Annotated in this window: 23 protein-coding genes; 10 read left to right on the forward strand and 13 right to left on the reverse strand. The window is 39.8% G+C overall.

The window, feature by feature from the left end; translation table 11 throughout:
- The first annotated feature begins 120 nt into the window (after nucleotides 1-120).
- The 10 genes from HXT23_RS02590 (at nucleotide 121) to HXT23_RS02635 (ending at nucleotide 12,652) form a co-directional block, all read left to right on the forward strand.
- Nucleotides 121-2,178: an AMP-dependent synthetase/ligase gene (locus tag HXT23_RS02590; RefSeq protein ID WP_016801422.1), complete on the forward strand. Its 2,058-nt coding sequence runs from the start codon at nucleotides 121-123 to the stop codon at nucleotides 2,176-2,178.
- Nucleotides 2,179-2,304: 126 nt separating this feature from the next.
- Nucleotides 2,305-2,793 carry a peptide deformylase gene (locus HXT23_RS02595; protein WP_016801421.1) on the forward strand — a complete coding sequence of 163 codons (489 nt, stop codon included), beginning with the start codon at nucleotides 2,305-2,307 and terminating at the stop codon, nucleotides 2,791-2,793.
- A 269-nt stretch (nucleotides 2,794-3,062) separates the two neighbouring features.
- The gene (gene rpsB / locus HXT23_RS02600; RefSeq protein WP_016792016.1) at nucleotides 3,063-3,863 is read left to right on the forward strand and encodes a 30S ribosomal protein S2; all 801 of its coding nucleotides are present in this window, start codon (nucleotides 3,063-3,065) and stop codon (nucleotides 3,861-3,863) included.
- A gap of 29 nt (nucleotides 3,864-3,892) precedes the next feature.
- Complete coding sequence (gene tsf, locus HXT23_RS02605) at nucleotides 3,893-4,744, forward strand: translation elongation factor Ts (protein WP_004130831.1); 852 nt, start codon at nucleotides 3,893-3,895, stop codon at nucleotides 4,742-4,744.
- Between the two features lie 155 nt (nucleotides 4,745-4,899).
- On the forward strand, nucleotides 4,900-6,327 hold the full coding sequence (locus HXT23_RS02610; RefSeq protein ID WP_016635307.1) for a UTP--glucose-1-phosphate uridylyltransferase: 1,428 nt from the start codon (nucleotides 4,900-4,902) through the stop codon (nucleotides 6,325-6,327).
- 226 nt (nucleotides 6,328-6,553) lie between these two features.
- Nucleotides 6,554-8,482: a helix-turn-helix transcriptional regulator gene (locus HXT23_RS02615; RefSeq protein ID WP_016801416.1), complete on the forward strand. Its 1,929-nt coding sequence runs from the start codon at nucleotides 6,554-6,556 to the stop codon at nucleotides 8,480-8,482.
- Nucleotide 8,483: 1 nt separating this feature from the next.
- Complete coding sequence (locus tag HXT23_RS02620; protein ID WP_016801415.1) at nucleotides 8,484-8,858, forward strand: hypothetical protein; 375 nt, start codon at nucleotides 8,484-8,486, stop codon at nucleotides 8,856-8,858.
- Between the two features lie 10 nt (nucleotides 8,859-8,868).
- The gene (locus tag HXT23_RS02625) at nucleotides 8,869-11,451 is read left to right on the forward strand and encodes a DEAD/DEAH box helicase (protein ID WP_422113049.1); all 2,583 of its coding nucleotides are present in this window, start codon (nucleotides 8,869-8,871) and stop codon (nucleotides 11,449-11,451) included.
- Nucleotides 11,452-11,509: 58 nt separating this feature from the next.
- Complete coding sequence (locus tag HXT23_RS02630; protein ID WP_004130843.1) at nucleotides 11,510-11,857, forward strand: RNA polymerase-binding protein RbpA; 348 nt, start codon at nucleotides 11,510-11,512, stop codon at nucleotides 11,855-11,857.
- An 81-nt stretch (nucleotides 11,858-11,938) separates the two neighbouring features.
- A complete protein-coding gene (locus HXT23_RS02635) occupies nucleotides 11,939-12,652 on the forward strand; it encodes an HAD hydrolase-like protein (protein ID WP_422113050.1) in 714 nt (237 codons plus the stop codon).
- 203 nt (nucleotides 12,653-12,855) lie between these two features.
- On the opposite strand, the gene HXT23_RS02640 is transcribed toward HXT23_RS02635, so the two are convergent.
- From HXT23_RS02640 to HXT23_RS02700, 13 genes are all read right to left on the reverse strand, one after another.
- Nucleotides 12,856-13,374 (reverse strand): MerR family transcriptional regulator, encoded by a 519-nt coding sequence (locus tag HXT23_RS02640; protein WP_016840163.1) that lies wholly within the window; start codon nucleotides 13,372-13,374, stop codon nucleotides 12,856-12,858.
- 21 nt (nucleotides 13,375-13,395) lie between these two features.
- On the reverse strand, nucleotides 13,396-13,836 hold the full coding sequence (locus HXT23_RS02645) for an FHA domain-containing protein (RefSeq protein WP_016635312.1): 441 nt from the start codon (nucleotides 13,834-13,836) through the stop codon (nucleotides 13,396-13,398).
- 18 nt (nucleotides 13,837-13,854) lie between these two features.
- On the reverse strand, nucleotides 13,855-14,736 hold the full coding sequence (locus HXT23_RS02650) for a DUF881 domain-containing protein (RefSeq protein WP_016792031.1): 882 nt from the start codon (nucleotides 14,734-14,736) through the stop codon (nucleotides 13,855-13,857).
- A gap of 14 nt (nucleotides 14,737-14,750) precedes the next feature.
- The gene (locus tag HXT23_RS02655; protein WP_004130859.1) at nucleotides 14,751-15,083 is read right to left on the reverse strand and encodes a small basic family protein; all 333 of its coding nucleotides are present in this window, start codon (nucleotides 15,081-15,083) and stop codon (nucleotides 14,751-14,753) included.
- A gap of 19 nt (nucleotides 15,084-15,102) precedes the next feature.
- Entirely contained in the window at nucleotides 15,103-16,134 is a 1,032-nt protein-coding gene (locus HXT23_RS02660; protein WP_016635314.1) for a DUF881 domain-containing protein, read from the reverse strand.
- A gap of 43 nt (nucleotides 16,135-16,177) precedes the next feature.
- Nucleotides 16,178-16,780 carry a CDP-alcohol phosphatidyltransferase family protein gene (locus HXT23_RS02665; protein ID WP_422111780.1) on the reverse strand — a complete coding sequence of 201 codons (603 nt, stop codon included), beginning with the start codon at nucleotides 16,778-16,780 and terminating at the stop codon, nucleotides 16,178-16,180.
- A gap of 94 nt (nucleotides 16,781-16,874) precedes the next feature.
- A complete protein-coding gene (gene rpe / locus HXT23_RS02670; protein ID WP_004130865.1) occupies nucleotides 16,875-17,540 on the reverse strand; it encodes a ribulose-phosphate 3-epimerase in 666 nt (221 codons plus the stop codon).
- Nucleotides 17,541-17,592: 52 nt separating this feature from the next.
- Entirely contained in the window at nucleotides 17,593-18,552 is a 960-nt protein-coding gene (gene lgt / locus HXT23_RS02675; RefSeq protein ID WP_016635317.1) for a prolipoprotein diacylglyceryl transferase, read from the reverse strand.
- 83 nt (nucleotides 18,553-18,635) lie between these two features.
- Nucleotides 18,636-19,577 carry a phosphatidate cytidylyltransferase gene (locus tag HXT23_RS02680; protein ID WP_004130869.1) on the reverse strand — a complete coding sequence of 314 codons (942 nt, stop codon included), beginning with the start codon at nucleotides 19,575-19,577 and terminating at the stop codon, nucleotides 18,636-18,638.
- 4 nt (nucleotides 19,578-19,581) lie between these two features.
- Nucleotides 19,582-20,136 (reverse strand): ribosome recycling factor, encoded by a 555-nt coding sequence (gene frr, locus HXT23_RS02685; protein ID WP_016635318.1) that lies wholly within the window; start codon nucleotides 20,134-20,136, stop codon nucleotides 19,582-19,584.
- 154 nt (nucleotides 20,137-20,290) lie between these two features.
- The gene (pyrH, locus tag HXT23_RS02690) at nucleotides 20,291-21,040 is read right to left on the reverse strand and encodes a UMP kinase (protein ID WP_016635319.1); all 750 of its coding nucleotides are present in this window, start codon (nucleotides 21,038-21,040) and stop codon (nucleotides 20,291-20,293) included.
- A 259-nt stretch (nucleotides 21,041-21,299) separates the two neighbouring features.
- On the reverse strand, nucleotides 21,300-22,403 hold the full coding sequence (locus HXT23_RS02695) for an amino acid ABC transporter permease (RefSeq protein ID WP_422113051.1): 1,104 nt from the start codon (nucleotides 22,401-22,403) through the stop codon (nucleotides 21,300-21,302).
- Between the two features lie 5 nt (nucleotides 22,404-22,408).
- Complete coding sequence (locus tag HXT23_RS02700) at nucleotides 22,409-23,086, reverse strand: ABC transporter permease subunit (RefSeq protein WP_248899164.1); 678 nt, start codon at nucleotides 23,084-23,086, stop codon at nucleotides 22,409-22,411.
- Nucleotide 23,087: the final 1 nt, after the last annotated feature.

The following is a 23,087-nucleotide window of genomic DNA, read 5'->3' on the forward strand; positions in this document are numbered from 1 at the left end:
AGGGGTTTTCTAAATCGTTATTTGTTAAATTGTTATTTTGTAAAAAACGCCAATTTTCTGTGCATATTTTTGTATCTTCATAGTTTTGTGTTGGCATGCTTATACCGTACAATTAAGAATATGCTGCGAGAATTTTCTGTAGAAGACATTCACCCAACTAACGATGGTGACACAATTTATTCATTGCTTGCCAATAGGGCAATGCGAGACCCGCAAGGCGTGATTGCACAATGGCAAGATGACAATACTCGTCAATGGCACGATGTTAGCGCATCACAGATGCTATCCAAAGTTCGTTCTACTGCAAGAGGCTTAATCGCTCTTGGTGTTAAGCAAGGAGACAAAATCGTTATTTACTCTCCAACTTGTTACGAATGGGGTGTTGTGGACTTTGCGTGCGCTTGTATTGGTGCTGTAAGCATACCTATTTACGAAACTGACTCCGCTCTTCAAGCTGCAGATATTATTTCGGAAGTAAAGCCTGTTATCGCTTTTGCAGGAGACGATGAGCATGCGCAATGCTTGGAAAGAGTTCGTCAAGACAATAAGCGAATTTCGTTAAAAACGGTTTTTAACTTTAAGGCCAATGGTATTGATGCTGTTATTGATTTTGGAAAATCAATAAGCGACGATGAGCTAAATAATGCTATTAATCAAATAAAAGCAGATGATTTAGCAACTATTGTATACACTTCTGGCTCTACTGGCAAGCCAAAGGGAGCAATGCTTACTAATAGAAACTTTACGCACATTGTTTACGCAGCATACGATGTTCTAAACGACATGTTGTATAAGCCAAGTAGAATACTTCTATTCCTTCCTCTTGCACATTGCTTTGCAAGGTATATTCAATATGTTGCAGTTGGAGCGAACGGTGTTATTGGTTATGTTCCAAACGCTAAGCATTTGTTGGCAGATTTGCGTAGTTTTAAGCCTACGTATTTGCTTGGCGTTCCTCGAGTGTTTGAAAAAGTTTATAACGCAGCATCTCAAAAAGCTGGCGCTGGAATCCGCGGTAGAATCTTTGCTAAGGCTGTTCAGCATTTTGCTGAGTGGTCTAAAGATGAAGTCGAAGGAAAATCGCATTCTATTTATGCAAAATTGCAGCACGATTTTTATATGAAGACTGTTGGTTCTTCTATAAGATCTGCACTTGGTCCTAATTTAGCGTGGCTAGCTTGTGGTGGTGCTCCAATAAATGCAGAGCTTGCTCACTTCTTTAATGGATTAGATGGAATAACTTTTATTCAAGGTTATGGAATGACGGAAACAGCTGCTCCATGCGTTGTTAACTTTGAGCATGCTAATCAAGTTGGTTCTGTTGGAAAGCCTGGTCCTGGAATCACAATTCGCATTGCAAATGATGGCGAAGTTCTTGTAAAAGGTCCTAATGTTTTTGTTGGATATTACGGAAAGCCAGAGCTTACTGCAGGAGTTATTGACCAAGATGGATGGCTTCATTCTGGCGATTTAGGCGAGATTGATGATGAGGGCTTCTTAACAATTACTGGCAGAAAAAAAGACATTATTATCACTGCTGGCGGAAAGAACATAAGTCCTGCTCCTCTTGAAACCATTATTGCAAAGTGTCCTATTGTTTCGCATGCAGTGGTTGTTGGAGATGGAAAGCCATTTGTTTCTGCTCTTATTGAGCTTGAGCCAGATATGGTTCGTTCTTGGCTTAATAATCAAGGAATGGATGAGACTATTCCAATGAAAGATATTGCACAAAATGATGCAATCCGATCTGTTGTTCAGCAATTTATTGATCAAGCTAATAGCACAGTTTCTAGAGCGGAGTCTATTCGTAAATTTGTTATTTTAGACGAAGAATTCTCTCAAGATGCTGGTACGTTAACGCCAAGCATGAAGGTTGTGCGTCCAAAGGTTTTGAAGAAATATAGCGATATTATTGAAACGCAGCTGTATGCTCCAAAACCTAATAGTAGGCCACTTCCTGCAACGGTTAAGATTTTAGATAAAACAACCGAAACTGTTAAGCAGGCTCAAGAAACTGTTAAGCAAGCTCAAGAGGTTGTTACTCCTAAAGTTAAGCAAGCTATTGATCAAGCTGCAACGCATTTGAAGCGTTTTGGAGAAGATTTGCCTGTGCAATCCGATTCTAAGGAATCTTATTCAAATAATGAAGATGGAGTAAACCAAACCGTTAGTGAATAAGATTATAAAATAAGATACTAATAGGCTAATTAACAATTGCAAATATAGATTTACAGCTGGTATTACGATAAAGCTTGTATAATTATGGATTGCGATTTTAATTAGCCTTTTGTTTTAAGGAGTGCCGTGACTATTAGACAAATCCGCGTTGTTCCAGACCCTGTTCTTAGAACGCCTTGTGATGAAATTCGCGAGATTACACCATCTGTTAGAAGTCTTGTAGAAGATTTATTAGAAACTGTAAACGACCCAGGTCGTGCAGGTCTTAGCGCAAACCAAATTGGTGTTAATCTTAGAGCATTTTCTTATAACATTGATGGAACAATAGGCTATATTCTAAATCCTGTTATAGAAGAGCTTAATGGTGAACAATACGGAGATGAGGGCTGCTTATCGGTTCCAGGATTGTGGTACAAGACCCGCAGAGCTGATTATGCTAGAGCAAGAGGAATAGATCTAGACGGTAAAACTGTTGTTTTAGAAGGCAAAGGCTTAATGGCCCGCATGATTCAACATGAATGCGACCATCTTGATGGTCATGTGTATATTGACCGCTTAGAAAAAGATGTTAGAAAGCAAGCTTTACGCCAATTGCGCAATAGCTCTTCTAAGTAGCTAATTTAATAAATTATCGCGATTTTTTATAGAGATTGATTACAAAGTTAGTATAAAGCTTCTGTTATAATTTGGATTTGCGTGTTCGCTTTGAGCATGAGTGTTGTCGCGTTATACGATTGCTCGTTTTTTATTGTCTATCAGAATGCGCATATACGCGCCATGTACGCGTCCGTTCGTGTCGGTCGGCTTGGATTTAGTTATATGCTAGCCAAGTTGCATGCGAACAGACATGGCCAGGCAAGAACCGACAAGAAAGGTATATAGATATGGCACAGATTACCATGAGCGAAATGCTGAAGGCTGGTTTGCACTTCGGTCACCAAACTCGTCGTTGGAATCCAAAGATGAAGCAGTTCATTCTTACTCAGCGCAATGGTATTCATATCATCAATTTGTTCAAGTCGCTCGACATGATCGACAAGGCTTATGACTTTATTAAGCAGACTGTTGCTCATAATGGCACTGTTTTGTTTGTGGGTACTAAAAAGCAGGCTCAAGAAGCTGTGCAAAATCAGGCTACTCGCGTAAACATGCCTTACGTAAGTGAGCGCTGGCTCGGCGGTATGTTGACTAACTTCCAAACTGTTTCTACTCGCGTAAAGCGTTTGAAGGAACTCGAGGAAATGGACTTTACCGACGTTCGTGGATCTGGTTTAACCAAGAAGGAACTTTTGCTTCTTGAGCGCGAAAAGGATAAGCTTTCCAAGCAGCTCGGCGGTATTCGCAATATGAACCGTACTCCTTCCGCAATGTTTGTTGTAGATGTTAACAAGGAAGCTTTGGCTGTTGAAGAAGCACACAAGCTCGGTATTCCAGTTGTGGCAATCGTTGACACCAACACCGATCCAGAATCCGTTGAGTATCCAATTCCAGCAAACGACGATGCAATTCGTGGTGTAGAGCTTCTTACAAGCTTGATGGCCGATGCTGTTGCAGAAGGTTTGCTTGATCACGCTGGCAAGGGTGCAAAGGCTGAAGATGCCAATGCTCAGCCAATGGCAGCATGGGAAAAGGAACTGCTCACTAAGGAATCTGAACAGTCCGACAATGAAGCCAAGGCTGAATAAGCCTGTTGGCAGTTAATGAGGAGAACAAAATGGCAGCAATTACTGCAGCGTTGATTAAGCAGGTGCGCGAAGAAACTGGCGCAGGCATGATGGACGTTAAGAAGGCTCTTACTGAAGCCGAAGGCGATGTAGCTCGCGCTAAGGAAATCATCCGCGCTAAGGGCATTCAGGCCGCTGGCAAGCGTGAAGGTCGCAAGGCTCAAGAAGGAACCGTTGCTTCTAAGGTTGTTAAGACTGCAGAAGGCGAAACTGGTTATGCAGTTGAGTTGAATTCCGAAACTGACTTTGTTGCTAAGACACCAAAGTTTGTTGAATTCTCCGAAACTGTGTTGAACAATGCTATTGAAGCCAATGCTTCTAATGCAGAAGAGCTTCTTGCCGCTAAGGCTGGAGATGCTACTGTTAAGGAAGAAGTTGAAGAAGCAGCAGCATTGTTTGGCGAACACGTTAAGGTTGGCCAGATTGCCAAGGTTAACGGTCCTCACGTTGAGGTTTACGCTCACAAGAAGTCCGTTGAATTGCCTCCAAGCATTGTTTCTATGATTGCTACCGACGAAGCAGGCGCTAAGGTTGCTCACGAAGCTGCTTTGCAAATTTCCGCTATGGGTGCTCAGTGGCTCCGCCGCGAAGACGTTCCAGCAGATGTGTTGGAGTCTGAGCGTCGCGTTGCTACCGAAAAGTCTTTGGCAGAAGGCAAGCCAGAAAAGATCGTTCCAAAGATTGTTGAAGGCCGTTTGAACGCCTTCTTCAAGGAAACTGTTCTTCTTGAGCAAGCTTATGTTAAGGATCCTTCCAAGACTATTGGCGACTTGTTCAAGGAAGTTGGCGGCTCTGCTTTAGCTTTCGCTCGTGTTGAGGTTGGCAAAGGCTCTGCTGAATAGTTTTTGCTAAGTTTCAAATAATTTTCTTTTACTGAAAACTATTTGAAATGTAAAAATGGACTTGCGTGTTTAACGCGTGAGTCCATTTTTGTTTGCAACATATTGTTTGAGCAGATAAACTATTAATCACAATGCATACAGGGAGGCTGCGTTAAATGGACAACACTTTTGAATTGTCCGCTGCAAAGATGCGCGAACACGGTATGAGCGAAGTTGCTATTAGCCAATTTGAACGTCTTTATAAAGTGTGGAATGAAGATAAAACTGGCGGGTTTATTCGCGAAAACGCAGTAGAACCTATTAAGACTGTGCCAAATTTTCATGAGATTTATGAAACAATTGATCACAATAAAGCTGTTAACGCGTTTTCAAAAACAGCATTTATTAAGTTAAATGGTGGTCTTGGAACGTCAATGGGATTGTCTTGTGCAAAGTCGCTATTGCCAGTTAGAAGGCATAAAGCTCGTCAAATGAGATTTATTGATATTATAATTGGCCAAGTTCTTACAGCGCGCCAACGTTTAGGCGTTGATTTGCCTTTGATTTTTATGAACTCTTTTCGAACGTCTAAAGATACGTTACAAGTATTAAAGCGTACAAAAAAGTTTTCTCAAGAAAATATTCCTGTTGAAATTATTCAGCATCAAGAGCCAAAGCTTCTAGAAGAAACGGGGGAGCCTGTTTCTTGTTCTAAAGATAGCAATTTAGAATGGTGCCCTCCAGGCCATGGCGACATTTTCTCTACTATTTGGGAATCTGGATTGCTGGATATTCTAAAGAAAAATGGCATTAAATACTTGTTTATTTCTAACTCCGACAATTTAGGTGCAAGACCCTCTAGAACTCTTGCTCAGCATTTTGAAAATACTGGTGCTTCAATCATGATTGAGGTTGCTAAGCGTACTCAAGCAGACCGTAAAGGCGGTCATATTGTTAGAAGTCTTGAAACTGGCAGAATGATGCTTCGAGAAATGACTCAGGTTGCCGCAGAAGATAGGCGAAGTGCGCAAAGCATTAATAAACATCCTTATTTTAATACTAATAATATTTGGATTCGCGTTGATGCTTTGCAAAAGATTCTTAAAAAATATAAAGGTGTGCTTCCTCTTCCAGTTATTTGCAATCACAAGACTGTTGACCCAACTGATGATTCAAGCGAAAAAGTGATTCAGCTTGAAACTGCTATGGGTTCTGCTGTTTCGCTTTTTGACGATGCGATTTGTGTTGAGGTTGATAGAATGCGATTTTTGCCTGTAAAGACTACTAACGATTTGTTTATAATGCGTTCTGACCGCTTCCATCTTACAGATTCTTACGAGATGGAAGATGGCAATTACATATTTCCAGATGTGGATTTAGATCCACGATTCTACAAAACTATTGATGATTTTAACGAAAGATTCCCGTATTCTGTTCCAGCTTTGGCTGCTGCAAAATCCGTTACAATACGAGGCGATTGGACTTTTGGAAGCCAAGTTTCTATGTTTGCGGATGCTATTTTAGAAGATACAGGGGAGCCAAGTTACGTTCCAAATGGCGAATTTGTGGGCCCTCAGGGCATTGAGCCAGACGAGTGGGTGTAGTAACAAAATAAATTCATTCGGGCGTGTCGTGTGGAAAATGGCCTTATTTCAACGTTTTTATAGTGTTGATTATTGTATTTTCAAGAAATTTGATGACTTTTTTTGAAAATGTCCACACGTATGGCAAAACACCATTAAAATAGTTAAGGTGTGTGTTGAGAATTTAGCGTTTTTCGCATGTTTTTAACACAAAGTGAAATTACAAAGAAACGATACGTGAGGACAAATGGCAGAAGGAAGTAACGGAAGACGTCGTTTTTCCGATAAGTGGGGCAAACACGAGCTTGATGTACTGGCTGTGTTGTCTTCCGCATTTCCACAATGGCTGACTTCGCGTCAGATTGCGCAACGAGTTAAGGCTTATGCCGATTCTTATGGAGAGCTTGCCGATCAAGCTGCAAAGGCTGCGTTTGCAAAGCAATTCCAAAGAGATCGTGCCAAGCTTGCAGCTATGGGTATTGCGATTGAATCTCGCCAGCCTGAATATTCTTCAAAGTCTGAAGGCCAAGATTTTGCATCCTACAGGTTGCAACTTGGTGACGAACCACGCGTGCGTATTCGTTTTGAACAAGAAGAGCTTCCTGTTCTTGCGGCTGCTAATTATTTAGCTCGCTCTATGTCGATTTCTTCTTCTGAATCGCGCAAAGTAGATCAGCAACATTCTTCTGCGTCACGTACTGCTCCGCGCGTTCCTCAAACACCTATTCCTGGTTTGGGCTTAGATTCGATTGCCCCTGGTCTTGGAACTCAAACAATTCCAGACGCATTGGTTAAGGTTATCGATTCTAGAAGATTTGCAGCAACCGTTGACGTTGATGGTGAACATTTGAACGTTGCATACACTGATTCCGACGATTTAGCAATGTTTGTTCTTGAGCATCCAGGTTCTTGCGTTGTAAGCCCTCAAGAAGCGGTTGATGCTTTCCATAGAAGACTTAATGCTGCTACGCAATTCGTTGAATGCGACGAGAATTACGCTGATCAAAGCGTTGATTCTGCACGTTCTAATGCGGAAGATAATCAAGACCTTTCGGAAAACGAGCCAGACAAGTCTCGTCAAAAAAAGACGTCTTTCCAAACGGGAAGTGAAGTAGATCGCAGACTTCGACTAATGCTCTTCCTTTCTGCTCATCTTGGAGAAGAATTCCCACTAAATGAGCTTGCTGTAAGATTTATTGGCAAACCTAAGAATGACGATGAGCTTCGTAGATTTGTTGCGATTTTGCATAAAGACATTAATACGCTTACTACCGTTTCCGACGATGGAGAGATGGCAGGTAGCCAATTCTTCGATATTGATTGGTCGCTTTTAGAAACGGAAGGTATTGTTTCCGCAACTAACTCACTGGGTCTTGAACGTTTAGCAGGAGTTTCTCAACAATATATGAGCATGCTTACTGCTTCTATCAATTACCTTGCGCATTCTCCTCTTTTGCCTGTTGAACAAAGAGATCAAGCCAAAGCGCTTTACATGCGTTTACGTAGGCATGTTAGCCCTGGTGAGACTCCTTGGCTTAGCCTTACTGGTTACGAGGTGGAGCCTAGAAATTGTTCCGTTGTTCGCAGTGCGATTAGTGCTAATGCATTAATCGACATGGAGTACACGGACGGTGCTGGTAGAACTCGCAGAAAGATTGTTGCTCCTTCTAAGATTTTTGTTGACGAAGGCGTGTACTACGTTGCTGTTTGGACAGATGTTGAGAATCAAACTCCACAAGATAAGCGTAGTTTTGTTGCAAAAGACACTTCGATTAATAAAGCGAACGGTTTGCCTAGAATTTGGCAGGTTTTGCGCGTTGCAAGAATTGAGCGCGCAGAAGTTGTTAAGCCTATTTGCCCTGTAGAAATTCCAGATGTTCCAGTTAGTGAACTTAGAAAATGGAGTTTTGACAATGGTACTCAAACATGCTTTATTACAGATGAGCCAGATTTGAACTTCTTAAAGAGTCTTTCTGGAGCTACCATCGAGCCTTGTGGAGCTGGTGTTAAGGTTCACTTAACGGTTTCTTCCGACTCCTGGTTTGTTGCATTTTGCATTGCTCACGCTCGTCATATTAAAGCTGTTTCTCCAGAGACCTTGCGCACTATGATTATTGCTCGAGCACAGCGAGAATTAAGCGTTAATAATAGCGATTTCCAAAACGTGGAGAATTAAAATGCCATGGTGGATTTGGCTTTTATTAACTCTTTTTATGCTATGCATGATTGGTGCAGGGCTTGCGTACGCACTTAAATGCGCGTATAAGATTTTAACGAATTGCACTAGTTTTTCCACTAAGGTTTATTCTTGTTTTGAAAAGTTGCAAAACGGTGATGATTCGTTGAAAAAGAATTCATATCCATTTTTTACGCGTCCGATTAGCGATGCTGCGCAATGTGTAGAAGAGGCTCGCATTCGAGTTTTAAAGCGCCAAGAAAAAGTAGGGGATTCTCATAGGACTGTTTGGCAGCATTGGAATAATGTGTCTTTGCGCAAGGAAGATATTGACAATCCAATTTTTAAGGAATCTAAAGAAACTAAAGGAAACTAACGAATAGTTTATGACTACGCTCCCATTATCTCCGTCGCAACGATTTAATGCGTTTCGCAAGACTTTGCAGCATTCTAAATCAATGGCTGCAAAATTTGAAAGCTCTTTAAGTTTTGACTTGGATGATTTTCAACTTGAAGCAATTGATGCTCTAGAAAATGGAGATAATGTTCTTGTTGCTGCTCCTACAGGCGCTGGTAAAACGGTTGTAGCAGATTTTGCTGTTTTTTTGGGCGTTAATCGTGGTGTTAAAACCTTCTATACAACTCCAATCAAGGCTCTTAGCAACCAAAAATATCATGATTTTTGTGAAGTTTATGGCTCTAATAAAGTTGGTCTTTTAACAGGAGACACGTCTGTTAACAGTGAAGCAGATATTGTTGTTATGACAACAGAAGTCTTACGCAATATGCTTTATGAGCGTTCAATAACACTTAATTCTCTTGGATTTGTTGTTTTAGACGAGGTGCATTATTTAGCAGATAAATTCCGAGGAGCAGTTTGGGAAGAAGTTATTATTCATCTTCCGCAAAGCGTTAAAATTATTGGACTTTCGGCAACTGTTTCTAATGTTGAAGATTTTAGCGCATGGATTTCTTCTGTTCGCGGAAACACTCATTTAATCGTAGATGAGCATAGGCCTGTTCCTCTTGAACGTCATGTTATTATTCAAAAAGATGGCCAAACAGAGCCAGAGCTTCTTAATCTTTACGATACAGACAAAAATGGTAATGCAACGAATCGTGTAAATCTTGCTTTAACTAGAAAGTTAAGCCAGTGGGAAAACGCTGCTTTGCGCAAAAAATCTTCTTATTTAAGTAAAGATAAGAGATTCTCTAAAGGGCGATTTTCTAGAAGAAAATCGCGTGAGCGCTCTAGTGATTTACAAAAAAATTCCAAGTCGTCTTTAACTGTTCGTCATACTCCTAAAAGATGGGCTGTTATTGACGAGCTTGATTATCTTAATATGCTTCCTGGGATTTACTTTATTTTCTCACGTTCTGGTTGTGATCAAGCTGTTCAGCAATGCTTAAACGCTGGTCTAGCCCTTACAAGCGATGAAGAGATGTACGAGATTCGTAGAATTGTTGATTCAATGATCTCGCAAAATAAGCTTTCTAAAAGTGACTTAAAAGCGCTTAGATTTGAACGCTTTAGATATGCTTTGGAACAAGGATTCGCGGCTCATCACGCAGGCATGATTGCGATTTTTAGGCATATTGTTGAAACTCTTTTTGAGCGTGGTCTTATTAAGATTATTTTTGCTACAGAAACGCTTGCTTTAGGCTTAAATATGCCAGCTAGGAGCGTTGTTGTAGAAAAGCTAGTTAAGTATGATGGCACAGGTCATGTTCCTCTTACACCTGGAGAGTTTACTCAACTTACTGGCCGAGCTGGCAGGCGTGGAATTGACGATATTGGTCATGCTGTTTTAATAGACAATCCTGATTTTGACCCAGCTAAAGCGGCTTCTCTTTCTAGCAAGCGTGTTTATCCTCTTCACTCTAGCTTTGTTCCAACTTTTAACATGGCTGTTAATCTTCTTAATAATAGCGATGCAAAAACAGCTCGAGTAACACTTAGCAGCTCGTTTGCGCAATGGGAAGCAAATGCTTCTGCAACGCGCCTTTTGAGTCGTATTGAAGAGCTTCAAGAGGCGATTAGTGGCTATGAGCAGGCTTTTTATTGTTCTAATGGCGATTTTGCTGAGTTTATGACTCTTAGAATGCGCCTTAAAGACGCTCAACATGATCAGCGTAGAAAACTTAAGCATACTCTGTTTTCCAGCGATTTAGAGCGTTCAAATGCATTCAAAGAGTTAGATAACAAAATTGCTAGTTTGCGTAGTCAAGAAAGAAATCATCCTTGCGCAAATTGCCCAGATATTCAGAGCCACTTGCATTGGGGATATTATTGGGCTAGAGAAACAAAAGAGCTAAATCAAGTTAAAGAACGTTATAATTCTAGAACTGGTTCTGTTGCAAGATGTTTTGACAACATTTGTAATGTTTTATGTAGTTTGGATTACTTAAAACAAACAGGTAATACGTTTGTTTTGACTAATAAGGGTCAGCTTCTTAGACGACTTTATAACGAGCTCGATGTTGTTTTTGCGCAAGCTATTTGCGAAGGTATTTTTAACGATTTAACTCCTATTGAACTGTTGAGTTGCGTATCTTCTTTGGTTTATGAGTCTAGAGGGCCAGTGGGATCAGAGCCAAGAAGATATCCTGGTGGATTAGACGGCGCTGTATTCAATACTGTTTCTAGATTAAAAGAATTGTTTATGCGCATAAGCAATATGTGCTTAAACAATCATCTTGATGCGTTGAAATCGCTAGATTTTGGCGCAGTAGACCTTATATACGATTGGGCGCAAGGCGCTGACTTGCTTGATATTTTGCAAAATACGGATATTACGGGTGGAGATTTTGTGCGCTTTGCTAAAAGACTTATAGACTTGCTTAATCAGCTTGCTGTTCTTAGCGATTATTTAAGAATTTTGCCTAATGTAGACGATTCTTTAGCGCACAAAGCATATGAAGCAGTTCAAATAATTAATCGTGGGGTAGTAGCCTATTGTGATGTTTAATCTTTATAGTCCGTGCAATTCGCTAGCTTTATAATGGAAACTAAAAGGAGAATATAATATGGCAGAACGCAGTTTACGTGGTATGAGCATTGGTGCAAAGTCGCTAGAATCCGACGATAATGTTGATTTTGCAGCTCGTAATGATGTTACATATGTTTGTCCTAAAGGGCATAGGACTATTCTCCCTCTTGCTCAAGGTGCAGAAGTTCCAGAAGAATGGGAATGCCGTTGCGGTGCTTTAGCGCATAAAGAAGGCGACGCAGATAGGCCAGATGATGATTTTAATAAGCCAACTCGAACTCATTGGGATATGCTTTTAGAGCGTAGAAGCGAAGAAGAGCTAAAAGCTTTGCTTGATAAGCGCTTGAAAATGCATCACGAAGGTTGGATTCCTGATTACGAGTAGTCTTTGATGTGTAGTTTTACTTTAATTTTGTGATTAATCACTAATATTAATTATTTAATTTAGGATTTTAGGGAAAACTCCATGAAAGTTGTTTTGCTTGATTTAGATGGCACTTTGACTCAATCGCATATGGGAATTATTGCGTGTGCTAAAAGAGCTATGAGCGATTTAGGCATGCAAATTCCAGACGACGAAGAAATGATGCGCTTTATAGGACCGTCTATTCTTGAATCTTTTCAACGAAATGGCATGCCAGAAGATTTGCAATTAGAAGGCGTAAAGTTGTATCGAAAGTATTATTCAGAAGTTGCAACTTTTACAGATCCGAAAAATCCTAGTGGTAGTAAAATCACTGGAAGTCTTTTGAATAAGGTTTACGAAGGTATTCCAGAACAATTAAAGAAACTACGTGAATCTGGATATTATCTTGCTACAGCATCTTGCAAGCCAGAATATCAAGTTAAGCCTATTTGTGATTATTTTGGTTTAACAGATTTGATTGATGGAATTTACGGCGCGAGTGCCGATATGTCTAGAATTAAAAAAGACCAAGTTATTCGCTATGTTTTGAAAAATATTGGTTTTGACTATTCGCTAGACAAAGCATTAATGGTTGGCGACCGATGGACGGACGCAGATGGTGCTTTAGCATGCTACATTGATTGTCTTGGTTGCGCTTGGGGCTACGCAGAGCCTGGTGAGCTTAAAAAGCACGGTGCTTATAGAATTATTGACAATGTTTGTGATTTGAGCATTGCTATTGATGAATATTTTGATAATACTTTGCGCAAATAATATTTCTATATAAAAATAATTCTATATAAGTATCCGATAATGTACGTTATGTCAGATTTGTTATAAATCACGAATACAACACACTACATAAGAATTAGAATCAGCACACCACTTTCATTTTTATTATTCATTATTTTTTTTTATTCTTAATATTTCGATATTTTCAATATGATATAAATTTTATGTTTTAAGATTCTTTAGTTTTAAGATTCTTTAGATAAATCAGCTCGTACTTGCTTAACAATGCATCCAACTGCGATTGCAAAAACAGCTGAGCCGCCTTCGAGCATGCTAAACATGTTTTCTTGATTATTGTTACATTCCATAACAGATTGACCATCGCAAATTATTGTCATGCGCTCAAGATGATTAACACTATAACAATTCAAAAAAACTATAGCTGTTGTAACGTTTGTAAGATTTACACCAGCGTCTAAAAGTCGCTTAGCAACCGCCATGATAGAAATATCTTTGAAAGAATATAAACGCCTAGATCCAGACCCGTGTGAAGGATTAATCGAAGGCATAATAATGCTTTTTCTAGCCCAATAATCAAGTTGCCTATAGGTTATTCCAGCAATCTTCATTGCAACGCTTCCGCGATATCCAACGGACTCTTCTCCATCGCTAGAAAAAGAAAACAACTCCCCCTGCACTGGCTGATTATTAGATTCATCAAAATCGGCCAGTGCATTCTTTTTAGAAGAGTTTTTCAATACCATTATTGTTTATTGTGTTTATCGCTATCGTTTACTAACAGCACTTTGCGTAAAGAACATTAAGCGATATTTGCCAATCATAATCTCATCGCCATTATTAAGAACTGCTTCATCAACTCGATTACGATTAACATATGTTCCGTTTAAGCTGCCCGCATCTGCAATGCTAAAAACGTTCCCATTCCTTCTAAAAACAGCATGCGCTCTAGAAACAGTAGAATCGTCAAGCATAATATCTGCTCTAGAATCACGCCCAACCGATACAACATCTTCGTCTAACAAATAACGAGACCCAGAAACTGCTCCACGCGTAGAAATAAGCAAAGCGGTGCCTGGCAGCAGTTTTGCTATTGTGTCTAAATCATCCTGTTTTAGTGGGCGGTCTGCGTTCGAGTTTATTGGAATAGTTATTGCTGGCATGCCAATAATGGTTGTTTCGCCAGCTGTAGGAATAGGTTCAGTCATAATTGCTATTTTACCTTCTTATTCGACCGGTTTTGCGTATTGGTACTGTTTTGGTTCGCGTGTTGAACGAATCTCAACCTCTTCAGGCGTTGAAACGTATACGGAAGCGCCAAATTTAACTTTTAATCTAGATCCAACTCCCCCTGCAATATTTACGGCGTTTTGCAAATTTTGCGCATCGCCAATCGCCTTAACTATGTAAGGAGGATTTATCTCGATTCCATCGCACAGCAATCCATGCTTAGTGTCGGAAATATAAGTAGAAGTAACAATGCGAATATCGTTAATAGACATAACTTCCACGCCAGCGTTGCGAAGCTCCTCTATAAGTTGAAACATGGTTGCAGCATCTACACGCTCTTTTTCTCCAGCTGTAATATGAATAATTACACCTTTTCCAATTGCTGGAAGTCTACCAGAAATCAAGCCGCTTGTTTGCGAATTTTGCTTAGCAATTCTAGCAGCTTCTTCTTGCTTATTAACAGATGCTTTTAGAGAATTAAGCTGACTTGTTAATTCAAACTTTCGCTGCTCAAGATTTTGTATTTGAGAATTAGTTTCCGTAATCAATCGCGTAAGCTCGTCTTCGCTCATAGTTTGATACACAAGAGCACTTCGATTAACTTGAATCATATATGCAAAGCTAAGAAGAGCGCAAAGAAGCATAACAAGCAAGCCTGTTATAATGCGCGTTCTAGTAACATGACCTTGCAAAGATGGCTTATTTTTGCGCTTAACGATTGGGAAGGAACCCGTTTGCGTGCGGTCGCTTTCTCGATCTTTAGCATGCTGGCGATGAAGCCGTTTAACAATATTGTCTACATTTTTATCAATATTATTATCGCTTAATTCATTGTTTTTTACGCTGTTTTTTGAAGTATTCGCAAGTGGATGTTTCATATTATCCCCTGAATCTATCCCCTAAATATAAAACGACGAATTGCAGAAACGTTAGAGAAGATTCGTATTCCTAAAACAACAATAACAGCTGTTTGCAATTGTGCACCAACTCCAAGCTGGTTGCCAAGCAAAACTAAAAGCGTTGCAGCAATAACATTTGAGAAGAACGAAATAACAAACACTTTGTCGGAAAAGCTGCGCTCAAAATAAGCTCTAGCAGCGCCAAGAAGAGCATCTAGTGCAGCAAGCACCATGATTGGCAAATACGGTTGAATAACCACTGGAATATCTGGATGCACAACAATGCCAATAAGTGCTCCTAAAATCAATCCAAGAATAGCTGTCATAACCTATTTCCTATCTTTCCTATCTTCTACTAGTCAACTCTTTTGCAAAATTGACTTCTCCCGTTCCAGCTGCCGACAACTTTAAGTTATTAGTAGTTGAAACTTGTGGATTAATACCAGCATTTGTAAGAGAAGTAAACCATTCAGAATGCTTTTGAGAATTTAACTTTTCAATAAGGCTAGAGCTGTCTCCTATTGCCTCAATCGTATACGGGCTTTGAGTTTGATTAACACCAACAAGAATTGTGGATCCTGCAGTACGAATTGATGTTTGAGAGCCAATCCTGTATCCGTTAACTGATATTGCTTCCGCTCCAGCATCCCAAAGAATGGAAACAAAGATTTGAATATCCCTATCGCTAACAACCTTGATTCTAGCGCCTTTAGACATTTCTCTAGGAAGAGAACCATTAGAAACATCGTTACTTGCAGAAATAGGATTTGCAATAGTCAAAACAACACCAGGCCCATATACAGCGTGAGTGCCATTAGTCATGTTGTCGGATTTATCAACTTGATTTTCGTACGGAGTGTTAATTCTTTTAGACTCTTTGTCTACACTAGCGCGAAGCTTTGCAACTTCTTTAACAAGATTATCGAATCTGCTTGCGTGAGTCGTAAGCTCGTTCGCTAAAGATACGCGTATAGCTTTACGCGAATCAGCGTGTAGTTTACGTACAAATTGGCTACCAACAGTACCAACAGCAATGCAAATTAAAAAAACAATTATTCTTGTAATCCAAATACTAATCTTGCTAACATTTTGCTTATTTAGTCTAGAATCCATAAAAAGCGGATCCACTGGTCTGTTGCTTAAATCATCTATTAGTCTAAGAGAATAATCTTCAAGCCTACGACGCCTATCTCGATGCGACGAAAAAGTATACGATGAATTTGTAACGTGATGAGCGCCTAAATTAAACACGGATTTAGAAAATACTGCTCTGCGCTTAGAAAACAAAACAACAGTTGGAGCAGGAAAAGACTCTGGAGCTTTGCCACTAGAGGCATAATCTCCACTTTGATTTAGATTAGAAGTCTTTTCCACCATGATTCATCCGTTGTTATTGATTAGTTTTCAAAAATCGTAAGAATTATTTAGCCTTTTTTATTAGTAGCTTATAAGCTTGTATGCAATATAATATTCCCGCAAACCAATAAAGCGTTATTCCCCAAATCGCACATGCAATTGCAGCAGCATATAGAATAAGCATTGGCTCTGTTGCAATCGCGAAAACAATCATAAATAGAACAATAGTTACCATTAGCAATGCTGTTCCAGTTTTGCCCATAAAATTAACAGGCAAAGGGCCATAGTCGTATTGTGCAAGAATCACAATTAAAATTGCCATTATTGCGTCTCGCAAAACAACTAAAGCTAATGCCCACCAAGGTATAATCTTTGCAAATGCTAAAGCTAATGTGCTGCAAACTATAAGAAGCCTATCTGCAATTGGGTCTAGAATCTGACCTAATTTGCTAACTTGATTAAAAGTTCTTGCAATATAACCGTCAATACAATCAGAAAGTGCAGCTATTGCAAGAACAATTAAAGCAGGCCACATTTTGTGTTGCGCAATTAAAACAGCAAGATAAGGTATTGAGCATATTCTTAAAAAGCTAATAACATTAGGCACAGTAAGAACTCGATTAAGCGCTTCAGGACTGTATTCCTGACTATAAACGAATTTGGCCATACCTAATTTCCTTAAAACTTGCTAAAAATAAAATTTCAATACTAATACTATTGCGAATAATAAAATATTGGGGCACTCTTATGCCCCAATATTTCTACGCACGCCAAGCTTCTTGAGCAATATTACGAATAGAATCAATTGCTTGAGCTGGGCTACTTGCTCCGTAAACTGCAGATCCAGCAACAAGAACATCTGCTCCAGCTTGCGCAACAGTTGCAGCAGTAGATGGGCTAACACCGCCGTCAACCTGAATATGCGTACTTAATCCGCGGCGCGTAATCTCATCGCGTAAGCGGCGAACCTTATTCATTTGATTACTTAAGAACTTTTGACCGCCAAAACCAGGCTCTACAGTCATAATAAGAACCATATCAAACTCGTCTAAAATATCAAAAATAGGCTCAACTGGCTCAGCTGGGCGAACCGCAAAGCAAGCTTTGCAACCCATATCTCTAAGCTGGCGCGCAAGACGCACAGGAGCGTGAGTTGCACCCATGTGGAAGCTAACAGAATCAGCCCCGAGCTTAGCGTATTCTGGTGCCCAACGGTCTGGATCCTCAATCATCAAATGAACATCTACAGGAAGATTAGTAACTTCGCAAATGCGCTTTACAATCGGCTCCCCCAAAGTCAAATTTGGTACAAAATGATGATCCATAACATCAACATGAACAAGATCAGCGTTGGAAATTGCTATAAGATCTCTTTCAAGATTGCAAAAATCTGCAGAAAGAATGCTAGGTGCTATTTGTATATTCATGTGTTCCATTCTAAGAAAAGCAAGCGACTAGAAAAGCAAAATCTAGCTAAATCTAACTATTTAACTTAGATTCCTCTTTCGCTTCGTTTTTGGAAACCATTTTTGCTTTGGATTGAAGTTCACGCTCACGCTCGTATGCTGTAATGTCAATCAAGCGGTTCACAAGATTTGCTCGCGATTTTTTACTATTTTGCAAAATAACAAAAACAATAATCGAAGCAATAAAAATTGCAATCGACACCCAAACGTTAATTCTTACTCCAAGGAAAGTGTGTGAAAAATCAATGCGTAAAGCTTCAATCCACATTCTTCCAGCTGTATACCACATTACGTAAAGAACAAACTCGGAACCAGACTTAAGCTTGCTTTTAAGCGCTTTGCTAAAGCATATAAGCAAAGCAGCGCCTGCAAAATTCCAAAGCATCTCGTACAAGAACGTTGGATGGAAAAGTGTGCCTTCTGGGCATGTAAGACCGTCGTAGCATCTTTCAGCGTGACCAATTGCATTTGATGCCGAATAATTAAGTTTTAATCCCCATGGAAGTGTTGTAGGAGCGCCATAAAGTTCTTGATTAAACCAATTGCCTAAACGCCCTATTCCTTGAGCTACAAGCAATGCAGGAGCTGCACAATCAGCAAGTAGGCTTATAGGATATTTTCTGTACGCGCAAAATGCACTAGCAGCCAAAGATCCGAGTATCACTCCGCCCCAGATTCCAAGTCCACCATTCCAAATCCTAAAAATTTCTAGAAAATCGCCATTTGCGCCAAAAAACTTCTCTGGAGTTGTAATAACGTGATATAGACGCGCGCCAACAATTCCCATAGGAAGGCTTACAAGAGCTATATCTAAAATTTGATTAAAATCTCCACCTTCTCGCTTCCATCTGCGATTTGCAATCCAAATTGCGACTAGTGCTCCAGCAAGAATCGAAAGCGCATAAAATCTTAATGTAATAGGTCCGAATGTAATTTGAGAAATACTTGGACTAGGAATAGCACAAATCGTCATATTCTTTACTTTCCTTTATTTTCTTTTACTTTCAACAAAACATAAGGACTTTTGTTAAAACGTTTAATTGGTAAAAATTAATATTAGAATCCAACTGCTTTGATTAAGGCCATTAAAACTGGCGCGCACAGCAAGATTGAGTCCACTCTATCTAGAACACCGCCATGACCTTTAAGCAAATGACCCATGTCTTTAATGCCAATATCTCGTTTAAGCATAGATGCGCACAAATCACCAAAAGTTCCAACAATTCCAGACAAAATGCCCATAACAGCAGGCATCCACCAGAATTTAATCCAAGATGTTCCATAGAATCCAGCAACAATCGCGTAAGCTCCGATTAGTGCAAGAAGCATAGATCCTATAAGTCCTTCAACAGACTTTTTTGGAGATATTCGTGGAGAAAGCTTATGTTTACCTAACCATGCTCCAGCAAAAAGTCCGCCCGTATCGCTTAAAGCAGGTAAAAATATGAGTAGCATTGCGTGCGCTACAGCTTGTTTAGAATCAGCTATAGATAAAATAATGCAAGAAGCAAGAAGAGGAATATACAACACTACAAACAACGAAACAGCTGTATTAGTAAAAGTACTAGCTTTTGGGCTTTTAGAAGTTGCATGCTGTAGTTTCTTTTCTACAGCACGCATAGTTCTTTTAGATACAGTGCTATTTAGAGTTGCAAAAATAACAGTTAAAATAAGCGAGGCTGTTATTCCACTTGCCATTGCAACTGCATGCCACTTTGCGTAGAAGGTTGAAAAAATCGTAATAACCGAGCAAATAGACAGTATAGCAAAAGGAATCCTAAACCCCGCTGTAGCAAAGTCAACGTGCAATTCCCACAATGCAAGAAGCATAAAAACAGTTAAAAGAACAACAAAAGCATCTATACTTACAAGAAGACATGCCACAATTACAGCAATCAGCAGCACTGCAGTTGCAATAGCTTGTGGCATGTTCCTGCCAGTTCGCTTGTTTATATCTGTTAAAGCTTCATAAGCATCGTTTGTAGCATTTGAATCCAAAGAATCAAACCTCCATGATTTCCTTCTGCTTGCCTTCTAGCAAAGCATCTAAGGAATCGGTAACTTGCTTAGTTACTTTATCTAGTTCTTTTTGCAAGCGATCGCCTTCATCTTCGCCAATTTCGCCATCTTTAACAGACTTATCAATGCTTTCTTTAGTCTTGCGACGAATATTTCTAACAGCAACCTTGCCTTCTTCTGCCTTGGTCTTAGCAAGCTTTACGTATTCCTTACGTCTATCTTCAGTAAGCTCTGGCATTGTAACGCGAATAACATTGCCATCTCTGTTAGGGCTAACACCCAAATCTGAATCGCGAATAGCTTTTTCAACAGCATTTGCTTGCGATGCGTCAAAAGGAGTAACAGAAAGAGTTCTTGGCTCTGGAACGCCAATAGAAGCTACAGCCTTAATAGGAGTTGGAGCACCATAATAGTCAACCATAATGCCATTAAGAAGAGCAGGATTAGCTCGACCAGTCCTAATGCCCATAAAGTTTTCTTTTGTAGCTTCAACAGACTTGTTCATTTGTTCAAGAGCCTGATCAATAATCGCTGGCATGTGTTCTCCTTTATTGGTATTAGTTGTGCCAATTAAAATTCTATTTATAAATTTTGTGATTGTTAAATTTTACGTTGTTAAATTATTGCCTAATTTGCATGTTTTATTTATTGATGATTTATTTATTGGTGATTATTCACTAATATTTCATCTATTAAGCAAACGTAGGCTCGTCGTTAGAAACCAAAGTTCCAATTTGATCTCCGACTAATGCACGAGTAACGTTTCCTTCTCCTTCTAAGCCAAACACGCGAATCTTTTGGTTGTTGTCTCTAGCCATAGAAAGCGCAGAAGCGTCCATAACAGCAAGACCATCAACAAGCGCGCGATGGTAATTAAGAGTGAGGAATTTTTTAGCATTAGGATCTTTACGAGGATCTGCACTATAAACTCCGTCAACGCCATTCTTACCCATTAGAACTTCATCGCAATGAATCTCTAAAGAACGCTGAATAGAAACGGTATCGGTTGAAAAATAAGGCATGCCAGCGCCTGCACCAAAAATCACAACTCGGCCTTTTTCTAAGTGTCGAATTGCTTTAAGTGGAATATAAGGCTCAGCAACTTGACCCATTGTTATAGCAGTTTGAACGCGAGTTGCCTGCCCTGCTTGTTCAAGAAAATCTTGCAAAGCTAAGCAATTCATAACAGTTCCAAGCATACCCATGTAATCGCCGCGACTACGATCGATGCCAGCTTGTTGAAGCTCTGCACCGCGGAAGAAGTTTCCGCCGCCAACAACAATTGCAACTTGCACGCCTTCATGCACTGCTTTTACAATCTCGCCAGCAATTCTACGAATAACATGAGTATCTATACCAACGGCGCCACCGCCAAATGCTTCTCCCGAGAGTTTCAATAAAACTCTACGAGACTTGCTTTCCCCCGCTTGTGCGATAGTCATAAAACTTTCCTCCAGTCATAACGGCGAACGCAAGCATATCTTTGCTATGATATCTTTCAATAACGACACATCACAACACGATTTTTAACATGATTGTGTAGATTTTTATCGATTTTTATTTTGAACATGTTTAGCAGTGTTTTTTGTAAATGCTAAAAGCGTTTTGTTCAAATTAATAAAATCAAACGAATAAAAATAGCGCAATAGGCGGAATCAAACCCATTGCGCTATCAATCCATGATTAATCTAAAAGTTAAGATTAATCATGCTTTTTATTATTTTTATCTTGGTTAGTATTTTGACTATCTTCTAGATTCTCGTCACCTGTTTCTAGATGATGCTCATCATAGCCTTGCAAGTAACGCGTACGACGCCAATGGTGAATAGAAGCGTTTGTACCGCGGTGATGCACGTGGTACTTTCTAGGAGTTCCACCATGTGGCAGCTCTTTAACTTCCTTAGCAACAGCAATCTGATTCACGTTAGAAGGATCCATAATTGCGATTGGTGCAACAGGTTCTGGCTCTGTTGGAGCTGCAGTTCTGCTACTAAGCTTTGATGGAAGCCATTCAGCAAACCAAGAAAGCGCCCAGCAAATCAAGAAGTATACAACTGCAGCAACAGTCAAAGTTTGCAAAATGTTAAAGTACATTGATCCAAGTCGTCTAGATTCCTGAAGCAAATCAGTGTACATAATTATGGAACCCAATGCAGTATCTTTTAACACAACAACAAGCTGAGTTACAGCTGCAGGAAGCATTGCGATTATTGCTTGCGGCATTTCGATTTGTGTTAAAGATTGATATTGCGAAAGTCCAAGAGCTAAAGATGCTTCGCGCTGACCATTAGGAAGATTTCCAACGCCAGATCGAACTAACTCTGCAACAACAGAACCGTTGTACAAAATCAAAGACAAAACAACAGCCCAATAAGACGCTCCACTTATTCCAGCAAATGCAAATCCTCGCCAAAGGAAGATCATAAGCAAAAGCACTGGTACAGCTCGGCAAAACTCAACTACAACGGCAGAAATGCTACGAAGAATCAAGCTAGGCAATAGTCTTAAAAGACCAAACAAAAGTCCAAAAACTATTGAGCCTACAACAGCAAGAAGCGAAGCTTTAAGAGTCATCCACAATCCTGGAAGATAAAAATCGCTCCAAGCTTCCGATTCTACAGCTGGATTCCACAATGCCCACGAAAGCTGATTTTCGCCTTCTGGAGGATTGCTAAGTCTTAAAAGCAAAGCAATAACAATAAGCGCAAACACAGCGCACGCAACAATATTTGCAATGCGAATCTTCTTTAGAGCCTTAGGTCCAGGCGCATCAAATAACAGAGATTTTTCTTGTTCTTTTGCCATTTTTATCACCTTCTAACCGCAAGCTTATTAGACAAATAAGTTGTGAGAATACCAATTGGAATAATTAAAACAATGTATCCGCACGCAAAAATCAAAAAGATTGGAACAATCAAATCTGCGTGCCTTTCAATCATCTCGCTCATAAGAGTAGATGTTTCTGTAGCAACAGATGCAGCAGCAGCAACAGTGGAATTTTTTAGCAACGCAATAAACGTGTTTCCAAGTGGTGCTACAGATCCGCAGAAAGTTTGAGGCAAAATAACACTAGAAGCAGATTGGAAGAAGTTAAGTCCAAGCGCCCTACATGCTTCTGCCTGACCCAAAGGTACAGTGTTTAAGCCAGATCTTAAAGATTCGCAAACAAATGCTGCAGTGTAAAAACTCAAGCCAGCAATTGCAAGCCAGAAGAAGTTTACGCTAAAAACAGTGGAAAAACCGAGCTTTAGCTGTGCGTACACGCCAAGAACCATAAAAACCATGATTATAGTTAGAGGCATATTCTTAAAGAACTCAACGTATGCGCCTGCAATAAGACGAAGCGAATGGATTGGGCAAATCCTCATCATAACTAGAATCACGCCAAGAATCGTGGAAAAAAGCACGCTCCACAATGTGATTTCAATATTCACTAAGAATGCTCCTGGAATATTGTATGAGGTAAATAATTGCACAAAGTCTTGCATT

The organism is Gardnerella sp. DNF00257, assembly GCF_049262745.1.
Lineage (GTDB): Bacteria > Actinomycetota > Actinomycetes > Actinomycetales > Bifidobacteriaceae > Bifidobacterium > Bifidobacterium piotii.